The sequence below is a fragment of the Aurantiacibacter hainanensis genome (assembly GCF_036321025.1).
In the GTDB taxonomy this organism is placed as follows: Bacteria; Pseudomonadota; Alphaproteobacteria; order Sphingomonadales; family Sphingomonadaceae; genus Alteraurantiacibacter; species Alteraurantiacibacter hainanensis.
This window is the reverse complement of record NZ_JAZAPB010000001.1, coordinates 766162-783383: the sequence shown is the minus strand read 5'-3', so window position 1 is coordinate 783383 and position 17222 is coordinate 766162. Positions and strand designations below refer to the sequence as shown.

Below are 17222 nucleotides of genomic sequence, written 5' to 3'. Positions count from 1 at the left end.
ATGCGCCTTTTCGCGCCCGCGCGCCAGTGGGCAGGCCGCCCGCGTCCCTGATTGAAACGCACGCCGGCAATTGTTAACCATGCGCGCCGAACACGTTGGCGATGGCGGTGGAGATCCGCAGGCTGAGTCCGTGGGCGCGCTCGATCGGGTCGATGAAGTCGCGGTGGATGGCCTCGTATCCCTCGTCTCCGCCGTCGGGCCAGTCGGTCGGCTCGGTCAGGTCGAAGCGGTCGATGCGTGGGAAGTGCGTGGGATAGGCGCGCCGCAGCTGGGCCAGCGCCTCGTCCACGCGCAGGGTGAAGACCATTTCCAGCACGTCGTCGCGCGACACGTCGTTGGCGCGGCTGAACACCGGCACGCTGACGGCGCGAATGAACATCGCCTGGAGCAGGGCAAGGCGCAGGGCCTGCAGCACGCCGATCATGCGCCGCTTTTCCTCCCGGTTCTCGGTAGGCGCGTCGTCGGGCACGTGGTCCAGCAGGCGGTGAAACTTCATGGCGTCCACGCGCAGGCGGCTGGCGAGGCGGCGGAACACGCCCACGCGGTCGTCCTTCACCAGGTATTCGCTCAGGCTTTCGCATGCCGCGGTCAGGTGACTTTCGGTGCCGCGATAGGGGCGGCTGGCCCAGTAGGCCGAATTGAACAGCTCACCGTAGGCGGCCACGGTCTTCACGCTGGCGAGCGCGTTCGCCGCGCGGACGAGCCGCATCAGTTCGCGGCCACGCGCGCTCTCCGACAGGAGGGCGCCGATTTCCTCGTAGTTGCCCTCGGCCGCGTCGCCGATCCCGGCGATCACGTTCACCGGGTAGCCCAGCTGCTGGAGGATGGAATTATGCGGGATGGCGCGGATCTGCCGCAGGCTCATCTCGCGGTCGGCGTTGAGGTCGCTCTGCCGGCGGCTGACGCGGCTGCCCGTGGAATTGAGCAGGCCGAGGCCAAAGGCGGTGATGGCGCGCGAGTAGGTGCGGCTTTCCAAGTGCTCGCGCTGGTGTTCCTTCACCGCGCGGTAGAAATCCAGCGACAGGTCGGTGCGCTGGTAGAAGATGTCCTTTGGCACATCGAGCGCGGTCTGTGCGGGCTTGAGCACGGCGATGCGCGTCAGCGTGGCACGGGCAAGCTCGGGCGTCGAGAACCACAGGTAGCCGTCCCCGCCCTGGAAACTGACTTCGGGTTCCAGAACGATGCCCGCGCGCCCGAAACGGCGCTTGGCCCAGGGGGAGAGAGCCCAGTCGAGCCGGTCCGCCATCTTGGAAGGATGCGCCCCGCGGCCCATGCTTTCGCCGTGGGTGTTGAAGATCAGCGCGGCGACATCGTTCAGCCCGTTCGCGTCCATCGCTGCCGCCAGGCGCCCTTGCAGCCGCTCGATGGCGAGGCTGGCGGGGATCTGGCCCACGAAGCGACCCGCGTCGGAAAACCCGGTCTGGATGGCCACGCGGCCACGCTTCTTGGCGTATTGCTGGTAGACCGGCTCCGCCAGCAGTTCGTCCAGCAGGCGACCGCCGTGTTCCAGCGCGCTTTCGGTCTCGAACAGCGGCGAGACGTCGACCTTGCCCTCTATCCCGAAAAGCCGCGCGAAATAGAGCGCGGCGAGCACCGTGGCAGGCTCCTCGCACTCGGCAATCAGCATACGGATGGGAGCATCCGCGTCGATGTGCGCGAGGATTTGCGCCATGGCCAGGAACTGCCGGATGGCGGTGCTCGCCTCGATGGCGAGCGCGCCGAAATTGCTGCGGCGCGGCTCCAGCTTCTCGATCGCGCGGTTGAGGTGAACTACCGCGCCCTTGCTGGCGAGGTCGAGATTGCCGTCAGGGTCGATCCGGCGGCGGATGGCGTTGTGCAGCTGCTTGGCGTTCACGCGGAAATGGATCCAGCCCATGCCGAGCCCGTCGGCGCGCATAGCGGCGGCCAGCGTCTTCAGCGCGACGGCCCTGTCGCCGTCGCCGCAGGTCTGCATTTCCACTTCGAGCGCGTCGATATAGCGGTCGAGGCTCAGCAGCTTGCGCGGATCGCTGGCCGTCAGGCGATTGGCCGCGACCGACAGCGCGGCGGGATCGGAAAGGTCGGCGGCGAAATCCTGCGCACGCTCGGCGGCATAGTCGGCAGCGGGACGAAGTTCCGCCAGCAGGTCGTGATCGGGATCGATCGCCTCCAGCGAGGTGACGTAGCGGGCCAGCCGCTCGGCCTTTTCCGCCAGGCGGAAACCGATGGAATTGGACCAGGTGATATCGGTGCGCCCGTCCATGTCGTAGCCCACCCAGCTGGCGAAGCGGAACGGCAGCAGCACCAGCTTGTGCCACTTGTCCGGCCAGGTGTCGCGGGCATGGGCCAGCAGCTGCGCAACGATGGTATCGCGCGCGTCCTGCGCATGGGCGATGGCGCGCATGGCGCGTTCGTGCTCGTAGGCCAGCGTGACCTGCGGGCGTTCGCCGCCCACGCAATCGGCGGAGATCGGCGCGCCGCCGCTGGCGGCATCGGCCACCGCATCGGACTGCGCAGGAGTGAGCAGGAAGGTGGGGTGAGCGGTGAAGACCGCGTGCAGCTGCGGGCGTTCCCACTGCGCCCGGAAGGCATCGAAATCCCGTGTCTCCAGCGTCTCGCCCAGCGCCGCGCGGTTGGCGTCGGCGCCAATGGGCGATGCCATGCGCTCGAGCCGTTCGGCCCTGTCGCCAAGCGCGGCAACCTCGAGCTCGCCAATCAGCGACTCGAAATCGTCGAGCGTCATCTCGCCCGCTTCGAGGTCGCGCGAAAGATCGTGCGCCAGCTGGAAGACGGGGTTGAACAGCGGCGTTTCCACCGTGCGCTGGTGCAGGTCCTGCAGGCGCTGCGTAAGGTCGGAGACGCCGGTCATCGGCCCATCGCACTGGCTTCTGCGGCCAGTTTCTCGATTTCTTCCGGCGAGGCTCCCTTGGGCGCGACCCAGCTTCCGCCGACGCACAGCACCGGGTCCAGCGCAAGCCAGTCGGGCGCGGTTTCGGCCGTGATGCCGCCGGTCGGACAGAACTTGCACTGGCGGAACGGCGCGGCCAGCGCCTTCAGCGCGGGGACGCCGCCATTGGCTACGGCGGGGAAGAACTTGAAATGGGTCAGCCCCATGTCGAGGCCGAACATCAGCTCGCTGGCGGTGGCGATGCCGGGCAGGAACGGTATGCCGGACTTTATGGCGGCCTGGCCCAGCGGCTCTGTAAGGCCGGGGGAGACAATGAATTCCGCGCCCGCCGCAAGAGCGGCATCGAGTTCCTTCTTGTTGGTAACGGTTCCCGCGCCGACGATGGCGCCGGGCACCAGGTTCATGCGCTTGATCGCCTCGATGGCATGGGGCGTGCGCAGCGTCACTTCGAGGACCGTCAGCCCGCCGGCCACCAGTGCCTCTGCCGTCTCGCGGGCGTGGCCCACGTCGTCCACCACCAGAACCGGGACGACCGGCGCGCTGAGCATGATTTCCTCGATGTTGTCGGGTGCGCTCATGGTGTCAGTCTCCGTGGCTCTGGAAATATGCCGCCGCAGCACCGAACAGGCCGGGCTGGGGATGGGTGATAAGCTTGACGGGAATGCCCGCCATCAGGTTCTCGAAGCGCCCCTTGGCGCGGAAACGCTCGGCAAAGCCCGACTTGGGCAGGTGGTCGCGCAGCCGGTAGCCGAGCCCGCCTGCGATCACGACGCCGGAAAAGCCGCCCTGCGCCAGCGCGATATCGCCCGCGACCGCGCCCAGCGAGAGACAGAAGCGGTCGATGGCCGCTTCGGCCAGGCTGTCAGAGCCGTTCATGCCCGCGGTCCAGATCGCGACATCATCCTGCTCGTGCACCGCGCGGCCTTCCAGCGCAGCGAGGGTGGCGTGAATATCGACGATGGCGGGACCGGAAACGACCCGCTCCACCGACACGCGCCGGTGCCGCTTGCGCAGACGGGCGAGAATCGCGTCCTCGATCGGGTCGAGCGGGGCGAAATCGATGTGACCGCCCTCCGTAGCGGAAACGCGGTAGCTGCCATCGGGCTCGCGGTAGAGGTGCGCCACGCCCAATCCGGTGCCGGGGCCGAGAACGGACAGGCGGCCGGTGGGCTTCAGCGGTCCTTCCGGCCCGGTCAGGTGGATGTATTCGTCCTCGCTCGCAAGGGCCACGGCGTGGGCCACGGCCTCGAAATCGTTGACGATGGTGAAGCGCGAAACGCCCAGCTTGGATTCGACCAGGGCAGGGCGGATGATCCACGGGTTGTTGGTGAACCGGATCACGTCGCCGCCCACTGGCCCTGCAATCGCCATGGACACCGCATCGGGCAGACTGCCGCCCTTTTGCGCGCGGTAATCCTCCCACGCGGTCTGGAAGCTGGCGTGATCCTCGGTGTGCAGTGTGATCGGCTCGTCGAGCACGATCGTGCCGTCACCGCTCTTGCTGGCGATGGCGAAGCGGGCGTGGGTGCCGCCGATATCTACGGTGACCAGTTCCATCACAGCCCCGCCAGTGCGAGCATCGCGCTGCCGCCGCGTTCCGCCTCGTCGGCGCTGGCGCGCATCATGGCGAACAGTTCGCGCCCCGTGCCCATGTCGGGCTTGGGGTCGGGTGCGGGAGTGCGGGTGGAGAGATCGGCAGTGGTGGAAAGCGTGCCGGTCTCGGCGCAGACCTTCACCACGTCGCCATCCCGAAGCAGCGACAGCGGGCCACCGCCCAGCGCTTCCGGCGAGCAGTGAATGGCGGCGGGCACCTTGCCGCTCGCTCCGCTCATGCGGCCATCGGTAACCAGCGCCACGCGGTATCCACGATCCTGCAGGACGCCCAACGGCGGGGTAAGCTTGTGCAGTTCTGGCATGCCGTTGGCGCGCGGCCCCTGGAAGCGGACGACGACCACCACGTCCCTGTCCAGTTCGCCGGTCTTGAAGGCATCGGCCACCTGCTTCTGCGTCGAGAAGACGCGGCATGGTGCCTCGACGGTCCAGCGTTCGCGCTCCACGGCGGAGGACTTGAAGCAGGCGCGGCCGAGATTGCCCTCGACCAGCCGCATGCCGCCGTCGGGCTGGAACGGGCTGGATGCGGGGCGCAGCATTTCCTTGTCGCCGGAAGGCCCGGTGTCACGCCAGCCGAGAGTGTCTTCCTCCAGCCACGGCTCCTGCGCGTACTGCGCCATGCCGCGTTCCTCGCCAACGCCGATCACGTCGGCATGGGCAAGCCCCGCGCCCAGCAGTTCCTTGATGACGAAGCCCATGCCGCCCGCGTCGTGGAAGTGGTTCACGTCCCCCGAGCCGTTGGGATAGACGCGCGCGAGCAGCGGCACCGCGCTGGAAAGCTCGGCGAGATCGGTCCAGTCGATCTGCACGCCTGCCGCCCGCGCGAAGGCGGGGATGTGAATGGCGTGATTGGTGGAGCCGCCGGTCGCCAGCAGGCCGACCGCGGCGTTGACCACGGCCTTCTCGTCGATGCAGTGGCCCAGCGGACGGTAGTCGTTGCCGCCCCGGCCCATCGCCGCGACGCGGTGCACGGCGGCACGGTCCAGCGCCTGGCGGATCTTCGTGCCGGGCTGGAAGAATGCGGCGCCGGGCACGTGCAGGCCCATCAGTTCCATCATCATCTGGTTGGAATTGGCGGTGCCGTAGAAGGTGCAGGTGCCGGGCGAGTGATAGCTGCCCAGTTCGCTGTCGAGCAGTTCCTGCCGCGTCGCCTTGCCCTCCGCATAGAGCTGGCGAACGCGCTGCTTTTCCTTGTTGGAAACGCCGCTGGGCATGGGGCCGCCGGGCACGAAGACCGCGGGCAGGTGGCCGAAGCGCAGCGCGCCCATCAGCAGGCCGGGTACGATCTTGTCGCAGATGCCCAGCAGCAGCATGCCGTCGAACATGGCGTGGGAAAGGGCGATGCCGGTGGAAAGCGCGATCACGTCGCGGCTGAACAGGGAAAGCTCCATGCCCGTCTCGCCCTGCGTCACGCCGTCGCACATGGCAGGCGTGCCGCCGGCGACCTGCGCCGTCGCGCCCACTTCGCGGGCGTAGATCTTCAGCCGCTCGGGATAGCGATAGTAGGGCGCGTGGGCGCTCAGCATGTCGTTGTAGGCACTGACAACGCCGATGTTGGGGCCGCGATTGGCCTTCAGCGCATCCTGGTCTTCCATCGCGCCGGCATAGGCGTGGGCGAGGTTGGAACAGGATACCTGGCTCCGCTCGGGCTGGTTGTCGGCCTCGTGGTCGATCAGGTCGAGATAGGCACGGCGCGTATCCTTCGATTTCTCGATGATGCGCTGCGTCACGCGTTCGACGATGGGGTCGAGGCTACTCATGCCAGCTTACTCCGTCACGTTCGGCCAGGGCGATGGCCGCACTGGGGCCCCAGCTTCCGGCGTTGTAGGTCTTGGGCGTCTTGCCCTCCGCTTCCCAGCCCGCGCGGATCGCGTCGATCCATTTCCACTGCGCCTCCACCTCGTCGCGGCGCACGAACAGCGTCTGGTCGCCGCCGATCAGGTCCAGCAGCAGGCGTTCGTAGGCGATGCGCTTGTGCTTGCCGGTAAAGGCGTCGGGCATGCGGATGTCGAGCGGCACTTCTCGCAGGGTCATCCCCTCGTGCTCGATGCCGGGCACCTTGGCCATCATCGACAGCGAGATGTTTTCCTCGGGCTGGATGCCGATCACAAGCCTGTTGGGCTTCAGCCTCGCGTCGGGAAAGATCGAGTGGGGCACGCTGCGGAAATTGACGATGATCTCGGTCACGCGCTCGGGCAGACGCTTGCCGGTGCGCATGTAGAAGGGCACGCCCTGCCAACGCCAGTTGTCGATATGCGCCTTCAGCGCGACGAATGTCTCGGTATCGCTTTCGCGGCCCAGTTCCTCGTCATAGCCGGGGACGATCTCGCCGTTGGAGGCCCCGCCGCGATACTGGCCGGTCACGCTCTCCTCGTCGGTCAGGCCGCGCAGGGCGCGCAGCACCTTCACCTTCTCGTCGCGCACGGCGCCGGCATCGAAGCTGCTGGGCGGCTCCATCGCCACCAGCGCCAGCAGTTGCAGCATGTGGTTCTGCACCATGTCGCGCAGCGCGCCCGCGCCGTCATAGAAATCCACCCGGCTTTCCAGGCCCACCGTCTCCGCCACCGTGATCTGCACGTGGTCGATGTGCTGCGAGTTCCACAGCGGCTCGAACAGGATGTTGGCAAAGCGCAGGGCGATAAGGTTCTGCACCGTCTCCTTGCCGAGGTAGTGATCGATGCGGAAGATGCGGCTTTCCGGGAATGCGCCCGCCACCGCATCGTTGATGGTGCAGCTGCTTTCCAGATCCGTGCCCAGCGGCTTTTCCAGGCAGATGCGGGAGCGATCGTCGGCCAGCCCGTGCGTGGCCAGCCCTTCGATCGTCTGCTTGAACAGGCTGGGAGCGGTCGACAGGAAGATGGCGATCTCGCGATCCTTGCCCACTTTCTCGGCCAGTTCGGCGTAGCCTTCGGGCGTGGTCACATCCATCTGGCTGTAGCGCAGCCGGTTGAGGAAATCCGCCATTCCGCCGCGGCGCTCTGCCGGAAGGAACTTCTCGATCGCCTCGCGCGCAAAGCTGCGGAACTCGTTGTTGGTCAGTTCCGAGCGGGCGGTGCCGATGATTTCCAGTTCGGAGGGGAGCAGGTCTTCCGCGTCCAGCGCGCAGAGGGACGGCAGCAGCATGCGCCGCGACAGGTCGCCCGTGGCGCCGAAAAGAATGAGCGTTTGTGCCTTGGTGCTCACGCGGTCTCCGTGGTCTGCGTGCAGGATATCGGGGCCAGTTCTAACGTCCCTCCATGCTGCGTCGCAACATTAACATTCGTTTTCCTTGCCCGCCGCGCTGTCTAGGTTATCCTGTGAACGTTCACAAGAAGCGAATTATAACTTTGCCGGTCTAATCGCTTTCGCTCACCGATACACTGCAGTCCTTGAACTTGGACAAGCCGAAGGTGGTGAGGAAGGACACGTCGGCGGCATCACGGCCGATGCCGATCTTCGCGGTACGATCCGATTCGGCCATGCGGGTGGCATCGACGATGTACCACGCGCCGCCGCCGGGCGTGGTGGGATCGTTCAGGAACACTTCCGCCACGGCATGGAAATCGGGCGGCTCCACCCCGGGCGCATAGCAGCTGACGTAGCGGGCAGGAATGGTGGAGGCGCGGGCGAAGCAGATCATCACGTGCGCGTAGTCGCGGCAGATTCCGCGCCGTTCCACGAAAGTGTCGAGGGCGGTGGTCGTGGCGTCGGATGCGCCGGGTTCGTAGTGGAAATTGTCCGCCATCCAGTCGCACATGGCGACGATCTGCTCGCCGCCGGACAGGTGGCCGAAGCGGTCGGCGATGAAGCTCTGCATCCGTTCCGCCTGGCAGTAGCGGGAATCGAACAGGTACTCGACCGCCTCGCCCGGCAGGTCGTGCGGGTCCATGCGCTTCAGGCCGGCAAGGTCAGGCACCATCCGCTCGACCTCTACCCGCGCGGTGTATTCCACGCTGTAGTCGCCCTGCGCGCGCACCCAGATGCGTTCGCCCACGCTGTTGTGGGCGGGCACGCGTGCCGTGTGCATGGCCGGCGACAGCTGCGTGTCGCTGGAGAGGATCTTCTGTTCGGGGATCGCCGCGGCCTCGAACTGCAGGAGCAGGTCTGTCGGCTGGTCGAGGTGAAACGCAAAGTTGGCGGAGATATCGATTGGCATATGCGGGGCGAACGAGTGGAGCGTCGGTAAGTTTCTGCCAAAATCCGACAAAATGCTGGTCAGCTCTGGCGACAATCGGCATGCAAGGCGGAAGGGGAGGGCAAGTCCATGAAATTGAGCATTAATGTCTTTGCGGGCGCGGCCCTGTGGCTGGCCGTCCTGCCGCAGCCGGCGGTTGCACAGGAAGCGGACCTGTCGAAGCTCGCGGACGACGCTTTGCTCGAGCAGCTTGGCGGCGATCGCTGGATGAACGAACCTTGCGATTTCGGCAGGGCGCTGGTCGCCGAGATATCCCGACGCGAAATCAGTCCGCCCGACATGGCGGACGCAGCGACCCAGATCGCCAAACTGCTGTGCGCAACGCAGCAGGGGGAATATCGCCGCGCCATGGACGCGCTTCAGGCCCTGGAACGCCGCCAGCCAATGCCCGCCTTCGATGCGATGGCATTCGCTCTTTACGAAGAACTGGACGAGGCAGATGCCGCCCTCCTGCGCTTCACCAATCTCATGACGGACACCTCGGGGGCTGGGCTGACGGCCTTGCCACCCGAAAGCGTCTGGGCGTTTTCCCGCACGATGAGCTCCACCGGGCGCAGCGACGAATTCGACTTGCTCGCCCTCGAAATTTACGAAGGCGGTCTGTTCGAGAGGCTCGACCCGGTGCTGCACAGTTCGCTTGCCACACGGGCGCTGAATCGCGCGGCCCGGGACGATCGCCCGGAGATCGCGCTCGACCTGCTGGATCATATTCGCCTGCCGAACGACTATGCAGTGATGCTGGCCGACCGCGAACTCGCCTCTCTGTGGCCGCAGATCGAAGCCCGAGCGGGCGAAAACTTGGCGAATGTGAGCGGCGCCTATGTCGACTGGACTGCCGCGCAACTCGAAGCCGATCCGACTGATCGCGATCTCTTCGGCGATGCCGTGCGTGCGCTCTACATGGATGGCCGCTTCGAGGAGGCTGTCGCCCTTTCACGCACCACCATCGACCATCGCGATGATGGCATCGCAGAGGGCGAGGCCTGGGCCATGAACATAGAAGGCTACTCGCTTGATACGCTGGGCCGCGAGGAAGAGGCCGACGCCGTGTTCGATCGACTGGCGAGCTACGACCCCAAGGAGAACCTGTGGGTCGTCAATTTCGTTATCAACCGCGCCATTCGCCTGGCCCGGCTTGGTCGCTGGGACGAGGCGCTGGAAGCCAATGCCTTGGCGCGCGAGATCGCCACCACCGAGGGCACTACCTATGCACGTATGCTGGTGGCTGGCACGCAGTTGTGCACGCTATCGGCGCTCGATCGCGGGGAGGACGCGGCCGTCGAGCTCGAATTCCTCCGCGAAAATGCCGCCGAACATCCCGGCGTCGCCGCCGACGCTCTTCTTTGCGCGGGGCTCGAAGATGAGTCGGCAGGATTGGTGGCTGAAGTGCTTGCCGACGATGATCGATACGAGAAGATCACCGATGCCTATCAGCCGCAAACCTTCGGCTTCTTCCATTTGCCTGGCTTGCTACCCAGGGTGCACGATCTGCTCGACACCCATCCCGAGCTTGTCTCTGCCTTCGAGAAGCGCGTGCGGCAAATCCCGGAGCGATTTACCCCGCGTCTGGCCATTCGCCGTGCAGATCTGGCGGGAAGCCGCGCGCGCTAGGCGCCGACAATATGTGCCACGATCTCGCGCCGGTGCGGTGCGCGGCGGTGTTCGGCGAGGTAGAGGCCCTGCCAGGTGCCCAGCAGCATGCGCCCGTTCGCAACAGGCACGCTGAGCGAGGCGCCCGTCAGCATGGTGCGGATATGCGCGGGCATGTCGTCCGGGCCTTCGCTGTCGTGCTCGTACTGGCTGCCTTCGGGCACGGCCCGGTCAAGCCAGCGCAGCAGATCGCGCTGCACGGCGGGCGCTGCGTTCTCGTTGATGAGCAGGCTGGCTGAGGTGTGGCGACAGAACAGCGTGACAAGGCCGGTCTCGATGCCTGTCTGGTCGAGCCAACCCGCCACCTCGTCGGTAAATTCGTACAGGGCCTGGCCGTCGGTCTGGATGGTGAAGCGGTGCTGATCGTGTTGCATGGCTTCCTATATAGGGACGCATGACTGCGCAGATAGACCTGTTTCCCGATGCCCCCGCGTCGCCGCCCGTCCCGGGCCTGCGGCTGGTGCCCGATGCGATCTCACTCGCGATTGAGAAGTCGCTGATCGCGCGGATCGACGCCGCGCCGCTGGAACCGTTCCGCTTCGGCCAATGGACCGGCAAGCGGCTGACCGCCTACTACGGCTCCGCCTACGATTTCCAGCGCGGCCGCACCTCGCCCGCGCCGCCGCTACCCGAATGGCTGCTGGACCTGCGCGAAAGGCTGGCTCCGCAACTGGGGCTGTCGCCGCAGGCACTGCAGCAGGCGCTGCTGATCCGTTACGATCCCGGCGCGGGCATTGGCTGGCATCGGGATCGCCCGCAGTACGACACCGTAGTGGGCCTTTCGCTTGGCGCGCCAGCCACCTTGCGCCTGCGCCGTCGACGCGGGGAGAACGGATTCGAACGCCGCGCCGTGCCACTGGCTCCGCGCGCCGCCTACCTGCTGGCGGACGAGGTGCGCGATGAGTGGGAACATTCGATAACGCCGATGGACCAGCCGCGCTGGTCGATCACCTTCCGCAGCTTGCGTTGACTCCCCCAAAGACGGCTGGACCCCTCCGCGATTTCGCGGCATGCTGGCTGCGGGAAGGAGAAATCATGCGTATCGCGGCATTTATCGCGCCCATCACGGCTTTGGGCCTGGCGCTGGCCATCCCGGCCTTTGCCCACCATTCCTTCGCGGTCTATTTCGACCCGGAGGATACCGTATCGCTGGAAGGGACGGTCACCTCCTTCCGCTTCACCAATCCGCACGGCACCGTGGTGCTGGATGTCGACGGCCAGGAATGGCGCGCTGAAACCAATGCGCCCGTCGTGCTGCGCCGACGCGGCTGGGACAGGTCCAGCCTGAGACCCGGAGAAACCGTGACGCTGACCGGCTGGCGCGCGCGCGACGGCCGGCGCTACATTCGCCTGCAATCGGCGCGCGATGCCGGCGGCGCGCTGATCGGCAACGCGCCTTTCGGCCAGAACGACGATTGATGGCATCCATGCGACTGACTGCCGCCGCTACCGCCGCGCTGCTGCTTGCCGTTCCCGCACAGGGGCAGGACGCGCCGCCCGACCTTACGGGGTTCTGGGGCCCCGTCTTCGACCTGGGAGAGCCGGCGCCCGACATGCTGGAGAGACTGCCCGAGGGAACCGTGCTGGTGGAGGACACCGGCGTGGTGGAATTTCCGCGCGGCGAATACGGCGGGCTGGAGCCGACGGAAGAGGCCCTCGCCCGAGCCGAGGACTGGCAGCCGGAAGACGAGATGACCCTGTCGCGCGTCTGCCTGCCGCCCAGCATCGTCTACGCGCTGCAAGGCCCGTTCCCGTTCGAGATCCACCAGACCGACGAACTGGTGGTGATCCGCTACGAATATTTCGATCAGGTGCGGCTGGTGTTCATGGACGGCCGGGAGGCGCCGGACAATTACCCACATTCCAAGATGGGCTTCTCCACCGGGCACTGGGAGGGCGGCGACCTGGTGATCGAGACGAGCCACATCACGCCCAGCACCATCACCAACAACGGCCTCGATCATTCCGAGGACCTGCGCATGGTCGAACGCTATCGCCTGGATGACGAGAGCGGGCGGCTGGTAGCCACGCAGTGGTTTTCCGATCCGGCGATGATAACCAACGCCGGTGTCCGCTGGATCGAGTGGGAAAAGCGCGAAGGGCAGCATGTCTATCCCTACGAATGCGATCCTTCCTTCGCGCTGGAATATTCCGCCGCCGAATAGGCTTGCGCGCACCTTTTCCGGCGTTAGTCTCCGCTGCAACGAAAAGGGGACTTTCATGCATTCGTTGAAACGCGCGGCCATGGCCGTCACCGCCATGGCGGCCGCGCTGTCGGCATCGGCCCTCGGCTCGCAGGCCTTGGCCCAGGATCGGCCCATCGCCTTCGAAAATGCCACCATTTACACCATGGCAGGCAATAGTGGCCTTGGTGCGATAGAAGGCGGTACGCTGGTTATTCAGGGCGGCGAGATCGTGGCCGTGGGCGCGGACGTGGCCGTCCCCGCCGATGCCGAGCGGCGCGATGCCACGGGCATGGTGATCCTGCCGGGCATCGTCGATACCCACTCGCATATCGGGCAGGTTTCCGGGGCCGACAGCTCCGCCGCGATCCAGCCGGACGTGCGCGCGCTCGATTCGATCAACGTGCGCGACAGTTCCATCAACCGCGCCCGTTCGGGTGGCGTCACCACCGCCAACATCATGCCGGGTTCGGGCTATCTGATGAGCGGGCAGACCTTCTACATGCACCTGGCCGACGGCAACACCATCGAGGACTATGCCTGGATGGACGAGGACGGCAACGTGCTGGGCGGGATGAAGATGGCCAACGGCACCAATCCCCTGCGCGAAAGCACCGCCTTTCCCTCCACCCGTGCGCGCAGCGCCGCCATGGTGCGCTCGCACTTCGTCGCCGCGCAGGAATACTGCGAGGGCGACCGCTCTCCGCGCGACCTCGGGATGGATGCCATGTGCGAGGTGCTGGACGGCACCCGCCTGGTGCACTTCCACACCCACCGCAGCGACGACATCATGACCGCGCTGCGCCTGCACCGCGAGTTCGGGTTCGACATGCTGATCCAGCACGGCATCGAAAGCGGGCAGGTGGCCGGCGAGATTGCCGCGGCGGGCGTGCCCGTCTCCGCCATCCTGATCGACAGCCCCGGCGGCAAGCTGGAAGCGGCCGAGGCCGATATCGACACCGCCGCCCGGCTGGAACAGGCGGGCGTGTTTGTCTCGCTGCATTCGGACGACAACATCGTCGATAGCCGGATGATGTTCCGCCAGGCCGGCATCGCGGTGCGTGCGGGCATGAGCCGCGAAGGCGCCCTGCGCGCGATCACCATCAACGGCGCGGTGCAGCTGGGCCTGGACGAACACGTGGGCAGCCTGGAAGTCGGCAAGATGGCCGATATCGTCGTGCTCACCGGCGATCCGCTGTCGGTCTATACCGACGTTGCGGAAACCTGGGTAATGGGCGAACTGCTCTACGACAGCTCCGATCCGGAGGACCTGCTGATGGCCACAGGAGGCTACGGCGCGGGCAATCCGCAGACCAACACCCACGTTCTCGAACGCGAAGCGCGCATGCTGGGAGACGCCCGATGAACACTCTTGGCAAGACGATCCTCGCCGCAACCACGACCGCGCTGCTTTCCACCACCGCTTTCGCGCAGGACGTCGCCGTGCGCGGCGGACAGGTGTGGACCATGGGTTCGGCAGGCGTGATCGAAGACGGCGTGGTGGTGATCGAGGACGGGCGCATCACCGCGGTCGGCCCGGCTGCCAGCACGACCATCCCCACCGGCATGCAGGTGCTGCAAGCGCCCATCGTGACGCCGGGACTGGTGGATGCCCATTCCACCGTCGGCCTGACCGGCTACCTGAACCAGCCTGACGATCAGGACCAGCTCGACGACTCCGAACCGGTGCAGCCGCACCTGCGCGCGGTAGACGCCTACAACCCGCACGACCGGCTGGTGCAGTGGGTGCGCGAACTGGGCACCACCACGCTGCACACGGGCCACGGCCCCGGCGCGCTGGTCTCCGGACAGACCATGGTGGTGAAGACCGTGGGCAATACCGTGGATACAGCGCTGGTGGAGGACGGCACGATGGTCGTCGCCAACCTGGGTGCCTGGGCGCTCGACCAGGAAGGCTCTCCCGGCACGCGCGCCAAGCAGATGGCCATGCTGCGCCAGGCACTGGTGCAGGCGCAGAGCGGCGACATGGAAGACGATGATGACGACGCCGAGGAAAACGGCACGCGCGACCTGGTGAACGAGGCGTTCCGGTCGGTCATCCAGGGCGAACGCCCGCTGCTCGTCACCGCCCACCGTGCGCAGGATATCCAGTCCGCCCTGCGGCTGGCCGACGAGTTCGACATCGACGTGGTGATAGACGGCGCGGCGGATGCGCACATGATGCTGGACGAACTGCGCGAGGCCGGCGTCTCGGTCATCCTCCACCCCACCATGGCCCGCAACGAGGGCGAGATGGAAAACGCCGCCTTCACCACCGCCAGCGTGCTGGCCGAGGCTGGCATACCCTTCGCGCTGCAATCGGGATACGAGGCCTATGTGCCCAAGACCCGCGTGGTGCTGTGGGAGGCCGGTTTCGCCGCCGGCAACGGCCTTTCGCGTGAAGATGCGCTGGCCAGCGTCACCATCGACGCCGCCCGCATCATCGGCATGGACGAGCGCATCGGCAGCCTCGAAGTCGGCAAGGACGGCGACGTGGCGATGTTCGACGGTGACCCCTTCGAATACACCAGCCACGTAACGGGCGTGGTGATCGAGGGCGAGGTGGTGAGCGAGGCGGTACGCTGACCGCCTCGCCACAGGCGATCAGAAAGCGATCGAGGCGGAAGCCCTCACCGTGCGCGGCGTGCCCTGCAGCAGCGCCGGGTTGAAGGCGTCGAAAGCCGACGCCCAGTAGGCCTCGTTCGTCACGTTATCGACGGTGAGACGCAGGGTCACCGGGCTTTCGCCCGCCGCGAAGACATAGCGCGCGCCAAGGTCCAGCACGGTCCAGCTGTCGAGTTGCAGCGTATTGGCCGCATTCGCTTCCTGCTCGCCGGTGTGGGTCACGCGGCCGTTCAGCGTCAGCCCGCGCGCGAAGGGCACATCCCATTCGACGTTCGCGATCGCCGCGAAACCGGGCACGCCGGGCGCGTCCAGCCCGCTGTCGAATTCCGCGTCGACCCATGCCAGGCCGGTGATAACGCGCAGGCTGGGGGCGACCTCGCCGTTCAGGGTCAGCTCGATCCCGCTGTTGGACTGTTCGCCCACATAGTCGAAGCGGGTCTCGCCCGATCCGTCGGTAACGAAGCCCTCGCCGGGTCGTTCGATGCGATACAGCGACACGGTGGCGAAGATCGAAGGGTCGAAATAGACCTTCCCTCCGACCTCGTACTGCGTCGACATGCGCGGTGCCAGCACGGCGCCGGGATTGGAGATTTCCGGGTCCAGCGGGGCGACCGGCCCTTCCTGCAGGGCCTCGATGTAATTGCCGTAGAGCGACAGCCCCTCGACCGGCTTCACCACCACGCCGACAACCGGGGTCACCGCGTCCTCGACATAGCTGGTGTCCAGCCCGCCACCGAAATAGCTGAAACGCTCGATCTCGATATCCTGCCAGCGCAGCCCGCCGGTCACGAGGATGCGATCGTCGAGCAGGCCGATGGTGTCGGAGACGAACAGGCTGGAAAGCTCGCGCTTGGTGATGGGGTAGGGATCGTCGAGGTCGCCCCCGGCAAAGGCGGTGGGCTGGGGAGCCACCTGCACGGTGTCGTAAAGGTTCGTCTCGAACGGGCTGAAGAAGTCGTAGGCGGTCCGGTCTTCCTGCCAGATCATGTTGCCGCCCACGTTCAGGCTGTGCGTGATCGGTCCCGTCGCGACCTGTGCGCGAAGCCCGGCCTCCACGGCCTGATTGTCCTGCTCGTAGGGGATGAAGGAGTGGAAGCCGCTCGTCGCCGCGCCGGTGTCGGCATCGGTCACCTGGATGCCGCCGTAGATGCCTTCCTCGTCCCCGCTGCGCGCGCCCAGCTTGGCATAGGCCAGCACGTTTCGGGCAAGGTCCAGCTCGAAGCTGAGCGTCCCGAACACGTCGGTGAGTTCGGTGTAGGTATAGTCCTGCGCATAATTGGCATCGGCATCCGGCACGCGCGGCAGCTCGTCGGTGAGGAAGCTGACCTTGGGACGCAGCGAGTCCACGCGCACTTCCTGGTAGGCGATGTCCAGCGCGGCGCGGAAAGCCCCGCCATCGTAGTCCAGCGCCCCGCCAAGAACCTGCGTGCGACGATCCTCGCGGTCGATGGCGACTTCGCCATCGCGATAGGCGCCGTTCACGCGCAGGCCGAATTCCCGGTTCTCACCGAAGCGGCGCGACACGTCGAAACTGCCGCCGACATGGCCGTCGCCCACGAAGGTCGCGGTGGCGCGGGCGCCATCCTCGCCAGCCCGCTTGAGCACCAGGTTGACGCTGCCGCCAATGCCCGATCCGCCCGGCGCCGCCCCGTTGAGGAAGGCGCTGGAGCCGTTGAGCACCTGCACCTGCTCGAACAGTTCCGGGGCCACGAGCTGGCGCGGGGCGATGCCGTACAGGCCGTTCACGCCCACGTCGTCACCGAACAGCGAATAGCCGCGGATCACGAACTGTTCGGCCGCGTTGCCGAAACCGTAGGTGGTGCGCACGGTGGGGTCGTTCTCCAGCACCTCTCCGATAGTGAGCGGCTGCTGGTTGTATATCAGCGTCTCGTCGAAGCTGCGGATGGCGAATGGCAGGTCTTCGGCGCGCTGCGATCCCAGCACGCCCGCATCGCCGCCGTTGACGACTTCGGTGGCGTTGTTGCGCTGGGCCGTCACGATGATGGCATCGCTATCCTGCGCAGCGGCGGGGACGGCAAGGGCGGCGGCCAGTGCGGACAAAGAAATGGCAGAAAGACGGTGCGTCATGAGT

The 17222-nt window shown here is 66.4% G+C and carries 14 protein-coding genes; 6 read left to right on the top strand and 8 right to left on the bottom strand.

Annotation, left to right across the window (positions count from 1 at the left end; all coding sequences use genetic code 11):
- Window positions 1-73: 73 nt before the first annotated feature.
- The 6 genes from AAA989_RS03890 to AAA989_RS03865 form a co-directional block, all read right to left on the bottom strand.
- Entirely contained in the window at window positions 74-2848 is a 2775-nt protein-coding gene (locus AAA989_RS03890; RefSeq protein WP_338241276.1) for a phosphoenolpyruvate carboxylase, read from the bottom strand.
- Window positions 2845-3465 (bottom strand): bifunctional 4-hydroxy-2-oxoglutarate aldolase/2-dehydro-3-deoxy-phosphogluconate aldolase, encoded by a 621-nt coding sequence (eda, locus tag AAA989_RS03885; RefSeq protein WP_338241274.1) that lies wholly within the window; start codon window positions 3463-3465, stop codon window positions 2845-2847. Before eda ends, AAA989_RS03890 begins: the two co-directional genes overlap by 4 nt.
- A 4-nt stretch (window positions 3466-3469) precedes the next feature.
- Window positions 3470-4444: a glucokinase gene (gene glk / locus AAA989_RS03880; protein WP_338241273.1), complete on the bottom strand. Its 975-nt coding sequence runs from the start codon at window positions 4442-4444 to the stop codon at window positions 3470-3472.
- Window positions 4444-6258 carry a phosphogluconate dehydratase gene (edd, locus tag AAA989_RS03875; protein ID WP_338241272.1) on the bottom strand — a complete coding sequence of 605 codons (1815 nt, stop codon included), beginning with the start codon at window positions 6256-6258 and terminating at the stop codon, window positions 4444-4446. The genes glk and edd overlap by 1 nt, the downstream gene beginning before the upstream one ends.
- The gene (zwf, locus tag AAA989_RS03870; RefSeq protein ID WP_338241271.1) at window positions 6251-7681 is read right to left on the bottom strand and encodes a glucose-6-phosphate dehydrogenase; all 1431 of its coding nucleotides are present in this window, start codon (window positions 7679-7681) and stop codon (window positions 6251-6253) included. Before zwf ends, edd begins: the two co-directional genes overlap by 8 nt.
- 151 nt (window positions 7682-7832) lie before the next feature.
- The gene (locus AAA989_RS03865; protein WP_338241270.1) at window positions 7833-8633 is read right to left on the bottom strand and encodes a transglutaminase-like domain-containing protein; all 801 of its coding nucleotides are present in this window, start codon (window positions 8631-8633) and stop codon (window positions 7833-7835) included.
- 108 nt (window positions 8634-8741) lie between these two features.
- Between AAA989_RS03865 and AAA989_RS03860 the strand changes: the two genes are divergently transcribed.
- Complete coding sequence (locus tag AAA989_RS03860) at window positions 8742-10283, top strand: hypothetical protein (RefSeq protein ID WP_338241269.1); 1542 nt, start codon at window positions 8742-8744, stop codon at window positions 10281-10283.
- Here AAA989_RS03860 and AAA989_RS03855 read toward each other — a convergent pair.
- A complete protein-coding gene (locus AAA989_RS03855) occupies window positions 10280-10696 on the bottom strand; it encodes a secondary thiamine-phosphate synthase enzyme YjbQ (protein ID WP_338241268.1) in 417 nt (138 codons plus the stop codon). The two genes, AAA989_RS03860 and AAA989_RS03855, sit on opposite strands and share 4 nt — an antisense overlap.
- 20 nt (window positions 10697-10716) lie before the next feature.
- Between AAA989_RS03855 and AAA989_RS03850 the strand changes: the two genes are divergently transcribed.
- From AAA989_RS03850 to AAA989_RS03830, 5 genes are all read left to right on the top strand, one after another.
- Entirely contained in the window at window positions 10717-11292 is a 576-nt protein-coding gene (locus tag AAA989_RS03850; RefSeq protein ID WP_338241266.1) for an alpha-ketoglutarate-dependent dioxygenase AlkB, read from the top strand.
- Window positions 11293-11357: 65 nt separating this feature from the next.
- Window positions 11358-11741: a DUF6152 family protein gene (locus AAA989_RS03845; RefSeq protein ID WP_338241265.1), complete on the top strand. Its 384-nt coding sequence runs from the start codon at window positions 11358-11360 to the stop codon at window positions 11739-11741.
- 8 nt (window positions 11742-11749) lie between these two features.
- Complete coding sequence (locus AAA989_RS03840; RefSeq protein WP_338241263.1) at window positions 11750-12487, top strand: hypothetical protein; 738 nt, start codon at window positions 11750-11752, stop codon at window positions 12485-12487.
- Window positions 12488-12542: 55 nt separating this feature from the next.
- Window positions 12543-13871: an amidohydrolase family protein gene (locus AAA989_RS03835; protein ID WP_338241262.1), complete on the top strand. Its 1329-nt coding sequence runs from the start codon at window positions 12543-12545 to the stop codon at window positions 13869-13871.
- Window positions 13868-15091 (top strand): amidohydrolase family protein, encoded by a 1224-nt coding sequence (locus AAA989_RS03830; protein ID WP_338241261.1) that lies wholly within the window; start codon window positions 13868-13870, stop codon window positions 15089-15091. The genes AAA989_RS03835 and AAA989_RS03830 overlap by 4 nt, the downstream gene beginning before the upstream one ends.
- An 18-nt stretch (window positions 15092-15109) precedes the next feature.
- On the opposite strand, the gene AAA989_RS03825 is transcribed toward AAA989_RS03830, so the two are convergent.
- On the bottom strand, window positions 15110-17218 hold the full coding sequence (locus tag AAA989_RS03825) for a TonB-dependent receptor (protein WP_338241260.1): 2109 nt from the start codon (window positions 17216-17218) through the stop codon (window positions 15110-15112).
- Between the last annotated feature and the right edge of the window lie 4 nt (window positions 17219-17222).

What these genes read in the sequence shown, in the direction of transcription:
- AAA989_RS03890 (WP_338241276.1), bottom strand. Translation starts at nt 2,848, where the DNA reads ATGACCGGCGTCTCCGACCTTACGCAGCGCCTGCAGGACCTGCACCAG.
- eda (WP_338241274.1), bottom strand. Translation starts at nt 3,465, where the DNA reads ATGAGCGCACCCGACAACATCGAGGAAATCATGCTCAGCGCGCCGGTC.
- glk (WP_338241273.1), bottom strand. Translation starts at nt 4,444, where the DNA reads ATGGAACTGGTCACCGTAGATATCGGCGGCACCCACGCCCGCTTCGCC.
- edd (WP_338241272.1), bottom strand. Translation starts at nt 6,258, where the DNA reads ATGAGTAGCCTCGACCCCATCGTCGAACGCGTGACGCAGCGCATCATC.
- AAA989_RS03865 (WP_338241270.1), bottom strand. Translation starts at nt 8,633, where the DNA reads ATGCCAATCGATATCTCCGCCAACTTTGCGTTTCACCTCGACCAGCCG.
- AAA989_RS03860 (WP_338241269.1), top strand. Translation starts at nt 8,742, where the DNA reads ATGAAATTGAGCATTAATGTCTTTGCGGGCGCGGCCCTGTGGCTGGCC.
- AAA989_RS03855 (WP_338241268.1), bottom strand. Translation starts at nt 10,696, where the DNA reads ATGCAACACGATCAGCACCGCTTCACCATCCAGACCGACGGCCAGGCC.
- AAA989_RS03850 (WP_338241266.1), top strand. Translation starts at nt 10,717, where the DNA reads ATGACTGCGCAGATAGACCTGTTTCCCGATGCCCCCGCGTCGCCGCCC.
- AAA989_RS03845 (WP_338241265.1), top strand. Translation starts at nt 11,358, where the DNA reads ATGCGTATCGCGGCATTTATCGCGCCCATCACGGCTTTGGGCCTGGCG.
- AAA989_RS03840 (WP_338241263.1), top strand. Translation starts at nt 11,750, where the DNA reads ATGCGACTGACTGCCGCCGCTACCGCCGCGCTGCTGCTTGCCGTTCCC.
- AAA989_RS03835 (WP_338241262.1), top strand. Translation starts at nt 12,543, where the DNA reads ATGCATTCGTTGAAACGCGCGGCCATGGCCGTCACCGCCATGGCGGCC.
- AAA989_RS03830 (WP_338241261.1), top strand. Translation starts at nt 13,868, where the DNA reads ATGAACACTCTTGGCAAGACGATCCTCGCCGCAACCACGACCGCGCTG.
- AAA989_RS03825 (WP_338241260.1), bottom strand. Translation starts at nt 17,218, where the DNA reads ATGACGCACCGTCTTTCTGCCATTTCTTTGTCCGCACTGGCCGCCGCC.